The organism is Flavobacterium sp. ACAM 123 (assembly GCF_000264055.1).
Taxonomy (GTDB): Bacteria; Bacteroidota; Bacteroidia; order Flavobacteriales; family Flavobacteriaceae; genus Flavobacterium.
The window spans coordinates 1-9,124 of record NZ_AJXL01000126.1 but is presented as its reverse complement, the minus strand read 5'-3'; the positions used below and the strand labels follow the sequence as shown (position 1 = coordinate 9,124).

At 36.3% G+C, this 9,124-nt stretch carries 7 protein-coding genes; 6 read left to right on the top strand and 1 reads right to left on the bottom strand.

Annotated elements, in window-relative coordinates; all coding sequences use genetic code 11:
- Positions 1-14: 14 nt before the first annotated feature.
- Complete coding sequence (proS, locus tag A3SG_RS0116155) at positions 15-1,493, bottom strand: proline--tRNA ligase (protein WP_016991046.1); 1,479 nt, start codon at positions 1,491-1,493, stop codon at positions 15-17.
- A 101-nt stretch (positions 1,494-1,594) separates the two neighbouring features.
- Here proS and A3SG_RS0116150 point away from each other — a divergent pair, with 101 nt between their 5' ends.
- The 6 genes from A3SG_RS0116150 (at position 1,595) to A3SG_RS0116125 (ending at position 8,979) form a co-directional block, all read left to right on the top strand.
- The gene (locus A3SG_RS0116150) at positions 1,595-2,563 is read left to right on the top strand and encodes a hypothetical protein (RefSeq protein ID WP_016991045.1); all 969 of its coding nucleotides are present in this window, start codon (positions 1,595-1,597) and stop codon (positions 2,561-2,563) included.
- A 913-nt stretch (positions 2,564-3,476) separates the two neighbouring features.
- Positions 3,477-4,400 carry a hypothetical protein gene (locus tag A3SG_RS0116145; protein ID WP_016991044.1) on the top strand — a complete coding sequence of 308 codons (924 nt, stop codon included), beginning with the start codon at positions 3,477-3,479 and terminating at the stop codon, positions 4,398-4,400.
- A gap of 163 nt (positions 4,401-4,563) precedes the next feature.
- Positions 4,564-5,943 (top strand): OmpP1/FadL family transporter, encoded by a 1,380-nt coding sequence (locus A3SG_RS20150; RefSeq protein ID WP_016991043.1) that lies wholly within the window; start codon positions 4,564-4,566, stop codon positions 5,941-5,943.
- A gap of 267 nt (positions 5,944-6,210) precedes the next feature.
- Positions 6,211-7,524: a 30S ribosomal protein S12 methylthiotransferase RimO gene (gene rimO / locus A3SG_RS0116135; RefSeq protein WP_016991042.1), complete on the top strand. Its 1,314-nt coding sequence runs from the start codon at positions 6,211-6,213 to the stop codon at positions 7,522-7,524.
- Positions 7,525-7,581: 57 nt separating this feature from the next.
- Positions 7,582-8,043 (top strand): hypothetical protein, encoded by a 462-nt coding sequence (locus A3SG_RS0116130; RefSeq protein WP_016991041.1) that lies wholly within the window; start codon positions 7,582-7,584, stop codon positions 8,041-8,043.
- 33 nt (positions 8,044-8,076) lie between these two features.
- Positions 8,077-8,979: an N-acetylmuramoyl-L-alanine amidase gene (locus tag A3SG_RS0116125; RefSeq protein ID WP_016991040.1), complete on the top strand. Its 903-nt coding sequence runs from the start codon at positions 8,077-8,079 to the stop codon at positions 8,977-8,979.
- Positions 8,980-9,124: the final 145 nt, after the last annotated feature.

Below are 9,124 nucleotides of genomic sequence, written 5' to 3'. Positions count from 1 at the left end.
AAAAATTGTTTTTTTTAATATGCCTTAGCAAACAGCACCCTTCTACTAGAAGAATTACCAGTGAGAATACAGCTTCCCTCCTCTTCGACACTATCCAAAGGGATGCATCTAATAGTCGCTTTTGTAAGATCCTTGATTTTCTCTTCAGTCGCTGCTGTTCCGTCCCAATGTGCTGATACAAAACCACCTTTATCATTTAAAACCGATTTAAACTCCTCAAAACTGTTTACCTCAGTAATATGGGAGTCTCTATAATTTAATGCTTTATTGAACAAATCTGCTTGAATTTGCACTAACAAATCGCTGATATAAGTTGCAATTCCGTCTTTAGGCTTCACTTCTTTTGTCAAAGTATCTCTTCGAGCCACTTCAAAAGTCCCGTTTTCTAAATCTTTCGGCCCAACTGCAATTCGGATAGGCACCCCTTTCAATTCCCATTCAGCAAATTTAAATCCTGGTTTTTGAGTTGTTCTATCATCATATTTCACTGAAACATGCAATTTTTTCAAGTCGGATATTAAAACATTTACCGCAGCGGTAATTTCCGCTAACTGTTCATCCGTTTTATGTATCGGCACTATTACCACTTGTATAGGAGCTAAATTAGGCGGCAAAACCAATCCCTTGTCATCTGAATGTGTCATTACCAGTGCTCCCATCAAACGCGTTGAAACTCCCCATGAAGTTCCCCAAACATATTCTTGCTTTCCCTCAGCAGTAGCAAATTTCACATCAAAGGCTTTCGCAAAGTTCTGTCCCAAAAAATGTGATGTTCCAGCTTGAAGCGCTTTACCATCTTGCATTAATGCTTCAATACAAAAAGTCTCTTCTGCACCAGCAAATCGTTCTGTCTCCGTTTTAATTCCTTTTACAACCGGAATAGCCATAAAATTTTCAGCAAACTCCGCATACACGTTCATCATTTTCTCTGATTCTTCGACAGCTTCAATTTTTGTAGCATGTGCCGTATGCCCTTCCTGCCATAAAAACTCGGCTGTCCTCAAGAACAATCGTGTTCTCATCTCCCATCGAACCACATTGGCCCATTGATTGATTAACAAAGGTAAATCTCTATACGATTGTACCCATCCTTTATAAGTAGACCAGATAATTGCTTCACTTGTGGGCCGAACAATAAGTTCTTCTTCTAGTTTTGCATTGGGATCAACCATTAACTTACCTGGTTTATCAGGATCATTTTTTAACCTGTAATGTGTCACGATAGCACATTCTTTTGCAAATCCTTCCGCATTTTTCTCTTCTGCCTCAAACATGCTTTTAGGTACAAATAAAGGGAAATAGGCATTTTGATGACCTGTCTCTTTAAACATTCGATCCAATTCTGCTTGCATTTTTTCCCAAATGGCATATCCGTATGGCTTGATTACCATACAGCCTCTGACACCCGAATTTTCAGCTAAATCAGCTTTTACAACCAGTTCATTATACCATTTTGAATAATCTTCTGATCTTGTAGTGAGGTTCTTGCTCATATTGAATAGTTTGGTACAAATTTTGCGTTATTTTATTTATCTAAATAGTTCCACAAAACTAACTATTTTTGTACGGTACAACAATAAAAAACCTTACAGATATGAAAACTATTATTTTTTCATCCCACAAAGCCTCCCTTTCCACTCTTGTTGGATTTCTGAGTCTTTTAGCAGTCTCTTGTGGCTCTTATCAAAATAGTTCGTACTATGATTCTGATGGAATTTACGGAAACTCCTACAAGAAACCTATTGCAACGGAAACTCAAAATAATAAAAACCAATACAAAGATTACTTTAGATCTTTACAAAATAACAATCATTCCCCCAGAACCTTTACAGATATCGACAATTACAATGATTATCATTTAGAAAATGAAGCATCGCAAAACGAGTACGAAAACTATCCTGGATGGGGTGATAATGTGCAAAACTTAGGTGGCAATGTTTACGATACCGGATGGGCAATGAATAACTGGTACGGGAATAACTGGTGGTGGAATCACGATTACGGCTGGGGAATGAACATTGGTTTGGGCTGGAATAGCTGGTATGGAAATAATTGGTTAAGAAATAGCTGGGGATATGCCAATTACCAAAACGACACAAACTACTCGTACAACCCAAGCAGAAGAGGTTCTGTATATACCAATTCATTGAGCAGTAACAGAAATTACAATTCTATTGATTCTCAGGATAATATAAATCGCACAAACAAAAATACTAACGAACCGGATTACAGAAGAAATTCAAACAACGCTTTCGACTCCAGCGACAGACCAACTTTCAGTAGAAGACATAATTCAGCTACTCAATACGACAATGCAGCCTCTCCATCAAGAGTAAATCAAAACGAGACAAGACAAGACAACTATACTCCTACAAGAAATAATAGCAGGAACCAAAACAGCGATACATCGAGGAACATTAACCCTTTTGACAGTAGCAATAACGATAGAAACACTACTAGCCCGAGCACTCCAAGAAGCGAGAACTACTCTCCTTCCACTTCTAGTTCCTCCAACTCTGGTAATGAAAGGTCTTCTGGCGGTGGCAGAAGAGGAGGACGCTAAAATTAAATCAAGCCTTTATTTGAATAAAAACGAAAATAGACGTATCTGTTTTAATTTTGGATTTTACAATTAGCGCGCGGTATCAAAAAAAATCTCAGGTGTAATAAGACAATCACAAAAAAACATAAAATAAATCCTTAAATTAAAGTAAATTACAGAGGATTTAGGAGCTGTAAGAAGAGACCTTTCTTTTATCTACACAAGTGCCATCTAAATCAGCGGTTTATGTAATTAACCAAATTATAGTCCGCTTCTGTAATGGTGATCTAAAAAAATAATTCAAATTATGTTGGTACTTAGACAAACTAAAAAGGGGACTGTTTTAACTGAGTCAAGCTTGAGATATCTTCGTTTTTAACAACAATAAGCAAAATAGCGGTTGAAAAAGTTTTCGACAGCGGTAAGACCGATTGCATATTCAAGATAGTCCAATTACATTGTACTATTTTCGTATTATAACTAAATTACACCAAAATGATTCGGAATAAAATATAAATTCGTTTGTTATAAGTTATGAAAAAACGAATAATTACAACCCTCATTTTTAATGAAGTAACGAATCCAAAACCTCAAGTGGTGCTTTATTTGTAAACTCTGCAAATGAAATTCCAATAGACAATCCGGAAGGATCGATCTACTGTAATTTAAGCCATATGCTGTTGCAAGCTTGGCATACTACTGATATGTTATAACCCTTAAAGAATGATATAAACGATACCTAATCTACCCCAAACGTTGCTCGTGGCAGGAATTAGCACCAGGAAAACAACATTTTGAATAATCTGTTGGTCTTAACGTAAGGTTCTTTCTCATATTGAGTATTTTGGCATAAATTTTGCACCCTAATATTTATATAAATAGTTCGATAAAACTAACTATTTTTGTAATGTGCAACAATGAAAACTCCATAGACATGAAAAATTATATCCTTTCTTTCCAAAACAAATCAATATACTACATTCTTGGATTTTTGAGCGTCTTATTGACGTCTTGTGGGTCCTACCAAAACAGCTCTTACTATGATTCCGATGGAATTTACGGCAACTCCTACAGCAGACCTGTTGAAACGGTGACTCAAAATAATCAAAATCAATACAAGGAGTACTTTGGATCTTTACGAAATAACAACCAATCTAACGAAATCTTTACAGAGGTCAACGACTACAATGACTATAATTTAGAAAACGACAACGAAAACTATCCTGGATGGGGAAGTAATCCTCAAGGGGTAAGCGTTAATGTTTACGATACGGGTTGGGCTATGAACAACTGGTACGGAAATAACTGGGGATGGAATGGTGGTTTCGGTTGGGGAATGAACGCAGGTTTTGGTTGGAATAGCTGGTATGGAAATGGCTGGGGTTGGAACAACTGGTATGGAAATGGCTGGGGTTGGAATAATTTCTACGGAAATGGCTGGTATGGCAATAATTGGGGCAATTCTAATTACCAAAACAACAATAACTACTCCAATAACCCAAGTAGAAGAGGTTCTACCTATTCCAATTCCATAAACGGAGACAGAAATTATAGTAGCAGAAACTATTCCCAAAACAGTACTAATACTAATAGAAGCACAAACTATTCGGATAGAAGAAGAAACTCAAACTACAGTAACGATATCAGAACTCGAACAAGTCCAACATTTACGAGAAAAAGTCAAAACCAAAATAACTCTTACAGGACTCCTACTCGAACGAGAGTTAACACAAACACTAGCAGACAGCAAAATTCAAGAAACAATAATTATAGTCCTTCAAGATCAAATAGTGGGAGTAGCGGCAGATCCTCAAACAGTGGTGGAAGTGGCAGAAGATCATCGGGAGGAAGAAGATAGTTATCGTAGTTATACAGCAAAAACATAAAGAATATTAAAATAGAAAAATAATTTATTTTTATTAGTTACGGGTTTTACATTTGGGCTAGCCCAGTCGCAAGAGATAAAAGATGCCGTACGCTACTCACAAGACAATCTAAACGGAACTGCTCGCTTTCAGGCAATGAGCGGGGCTTTTGGAGCCTTGGGAGGAGACCTTTCCTCTATCGGCATAAATCCAGCCGGATCAGCAGTTTTTTCAAACAACCAATTTGGACTTACGCTAAGCAATAGAGATGTAAAAAATAATTCAAATTATTTTGGCACAACAACAACTCAAAAGGACAATTCTTTTGATCTCAATCAAGCAGGAGGCGTTTTTGTCTTTAACAACAATAATACAAACAACGGTTGGAAAAAGTTTTCAGTGGCAGTAAATTACGAGAACACAAATAATTTTAATAACTCTGTATTTAGCGCTGGAACAAATCCCAATAATTCTGTCGGTTCATATTTTGTCAAATTTGCAAATGGAATTCCTCTGAATGTTTTAGAAGATTCTAATTACGGAAATTTAAGTAATGGGGAGCAACAAGCTTTTTTAGGTTATCAAGGATATGTTATAAATCCCGTCAATAATGAACCAAACAATACCGAGTATACCTCAAACGTTGCTGCAGGAGGTAATTATTATCAGGAAAATACTATCTATTCAAGCGGCTACAACGGAAAGCTATCCTTTAATGCAGCAACATCTTATAACGACCGATTGTATATAGGCGTGAATCTTAATTCACATTTCACGGACTTCAGACAATCTTCTCTTTTTTATGAAGACAATACTAACACCTTAGGGACTGATTATGACGTAACCAAACTACAATTTAACAATGACTTATATACTTATGGAACAGGCTTCTCCTTTCAATTAGGCGCTATTGCAAAAGTAACGAAGGAGGTCCGTTTAGGGCTTGCCTACGAATCATCAACTTGGTACAATTTAAGCGATGAGCTTTCGCAAAAGCTAATTAGTGTAAGCAGTAATAATGATAGCTCTCTACCTTCGGATGTTGTAGACCCAAGAATTACTAATGTATATGCACCATATAAATTGCAGACGCCAAGCAAACTAACAGGAAGTTTTGCTTATGTTTTTGGAAAATCCGGTTTGATCAGCATTGATTATGCCATTAAAGACTATCGCAAAACCAAATTTAAACCAGAAAACGATACGTATTTTAACGGTTTAAATAATACAATAAGCAACACCTTAGACAATACTGGAGAATTGAGAATAGGCGGTGAATATAAAATTCAAAAACTTACTTTAAGAGCTGGATATCGCTATGAGCAAAGTCCTTATAAAAATACCAACGAAGTAGGTGACTTAACGGGATATTCAGGAGGTCTAGGATATAATTTTGGAGCTACAAGAGTTGATTTATCTTATGCTTATGCCAAAAGAGACTCACAACAAGGCTTTTTTACGCAAGGACTAACTGATGGCGCTAAAATAAATTCCATTAATAATACAATCTCATTGACCTTATTATTTGAATTGTAATCCAAATAAAAACAAAAAAACCCAAACTACGAAATACCGTTGCAACGTAAGTTGGAACGGATTTTTTTTATGCCCCTTACTTCACTTGACTAAAATTTTATTTTCGCAAGAGTTCGACACAGCTTGTTTACCTTACAAACCTCATTGTTTTTCTTCAGGAAATTGTAATGAATAATAGCTATCCCACCTTAAATAAAAGCTAAAAGACCCCGAAAAAAGTTCTGTTTAAATAAAAAAACGTAATTTTGCACTCCAATTTACAAATATATGAGAACCAAGTCATTAAAAAAGAATAAAATCAACGTGATCACTTTAGGGTGCTCGAAAAATATATACGACAGTGAAGTGCTGATGGGACAACTGCGTGCCAACGGAAAAGATGTTGCGCATGAAGCTCCAGCTGCCGAAGAAGGAAATATTATTGTTATTAATACCTGTGGATTTATCGACAATGCAAAAGCGGAATCAGTGAATATGATTTTGGAATATGCAGATAAAAAAGAAAAAGGATTAGTAGATAAGGTTTTTGTGACCGGATGTTTGTCAGAACGTTACAGACCTGATTTAGAAAAAGAAATACCTAATGTAGATCAATATTTTGGGACAACTGAATTACCTGCATTATTGAAAGCTCTGGGAGCTGATTACAAACATGAATTATTGGGGGAACGGTTGACCACTACCCCGAAAAATTATGCTTACCTAAAAATTGCCGAAGGATGCGACAGACCTTGTAGCTTTTGCGCTATTCCAATAATGCGTGGCAAACACGTTTCGCAAACTATAGAGAAGTTAGTCAAAGAAGCAGAAGGGTTGGCAAGAGATGGTGTGAAAGAGTTAATCTTAATTGCACAAGATCTCACCTATTATGGTCTTGATATTTATAAGAAACGTAATCTTGGTGAATTGCTCGAAGCATTGGTAAAAGTAGAAGGAATCGAATGGATCCGTTTGCATTATGCCTTCCCTACGGGTTTTCCTATGGATGTTTTAGAAATCATGAAGCGCGAGCCTAAAATTTGTAATTATATTGACATTCCATTGCAGCACATTTCAGATTCTATCTTGAAATCAATGCGTCGTGGAACAACTCAAGAGAAAACAACCAAATTATTAAAAGAGTTCCGTGCAGCAGTTCCAGAAATGGCAATTCGTACGACCTTAATCGTAGGATACCCCGGAGAAACACAAGAAGATTTTAACATCTTAAAAGACTGGGTTCAGGAAATGAAATTTGACAGAATGGGTTGTTTTGCTTATTCTCATGAAGAAAACACACATGCCTATTTATTGGAAGATGATGTTCCCGCTGATGTCAAACAGGATCGCGCTAATGAAATAATGGAATTACAATCTCAAATTTCATGGGATTTAAACCAATTAAAACTTGGTCAAACTTTCAAATGTATTATTGACAGAAAAGAAGGAGGCCATTTTGTCGGAAGAACTGAATTTGACAGTCCTGATGTAGATAACGAAGTCTTGATTGATGCCTCGAAGCATTATGTAAAAACGGGAGATTTTGCCATGATAAAAATTATTGAAGCTACTGAATTTGACTTATACGGAGAACCGGTTTAGATTTTTGCTATTGCTTAACTAAAACGCTATTTGACAACCCTTTTTAAAAAAATAAACATGAAAACAATTCAAATCTTATTCGTTTTGGCACTTATGTTAGTATCTATAGATACCGTTTCGGCACAATATCGAAATAACGGTTATGGCGGAGGTGGATACGGAAATCAAAACGGGAGAAATAATCAAATGGGGCAAATACCTCAGGGTCCAAGCCACGACCAGCCTAAAGAAATACCTGTCGAAGTAACCGTTGGTAAAATAATGGAAAAGTTAAAAGCAGCACTTACTCTTGATGCGTTACAGGAAATTGCTATCTCAAATGTACTGACCGATAGCATGAGATCACAAGGTATCTTACTAAAGGCTGACACTGGCCAAGAGCAAAAAACAAAAGAAATCGCAGCTCTTTCAGAAACTATGGATAGAAAAATCAACCAGTTTTTAAATGAGGACCAAAAAATAAAATACAAAGCGTTGAACGAAGAGGGCAAACAAAAAAAATCAAGAAGAAATAGATAATTATTTTTTCCACTAAAACAGTTCATTTAAAACATGAAAAAATATTTCTATTATATAATCACTGCTATCTTGGTCGCTTCCTGTTCCACCAATCCGTATAAAGCCAGTGAAAAAGAATATGACACTAAGCTAAAGACCTTTAAAGAAACAATATCCAGCAAAGAGCCTGAGCCGTTACCTATCGTTTCAAAAACGATACTAAATATAGACAACGTCTATACAAAACAATTGTACTCCTTTAAGGATACCATGTCCGAAATGGGCTCAACTGCTTTAGATAATGGAATCCAGACCAAATGGATTGCTACCGTAAATTTCAATTTGCGAAAGCCTAATTTCATCATCATTCACCACACAGCACAAGACTCACTTCAACAAACGATAAAAACCTTTACCGTAACAAGAACCCAAGTAAGCTCCCATTATGTGATTGGAGATGACGGAAGCGTAGTACAAATGTTAAATGACTATTTGCGTGCATGGCATGCCGGCAGAGGTTCATGGGGTAAAGACACCGATATCAACTCCTCCTCAATAGGAATTGAACTTGACAATAATGGCACCGAAGTTTTTTCCGAGGCACAAATCACCAGTTTAATGGCGTTATTAAGCAAGTTAAAAAAAGAATACAATATTCCAACGCAAAATATCATAGGACACTCAGACATCGCCCCTACGCGTAAAAATGATCCCAGCGCCCTATTCCCTTGGAATATATTGGCAGAAAATGGATTTGGTTTATGGAGAGATGATATTTTACAAACCGCTCCAAGTGATTTTAACCCAGAACAAGCACTGCGCATCATAGGATATGATACTAAAAACCTTTCGGCTGCTATTATAGCGTTTAAGTTACATTTTATCCAGACGGAAGTGGATTCAGTTTTAAATCAAAATACTATCAATACAATTTACTCGATCTACAAGAAACAATAAATTGACACTATACCAATCTAAAAACAGCTCTTCGACAAGTCAAGGCGTTGTTTTTTTTGTAGACAACAAAAATTTGACAACAACGATCACAATTCATTTCATACCATAAAAAACTGCCAAAACACCTTACAGCATCTTGGCAGTC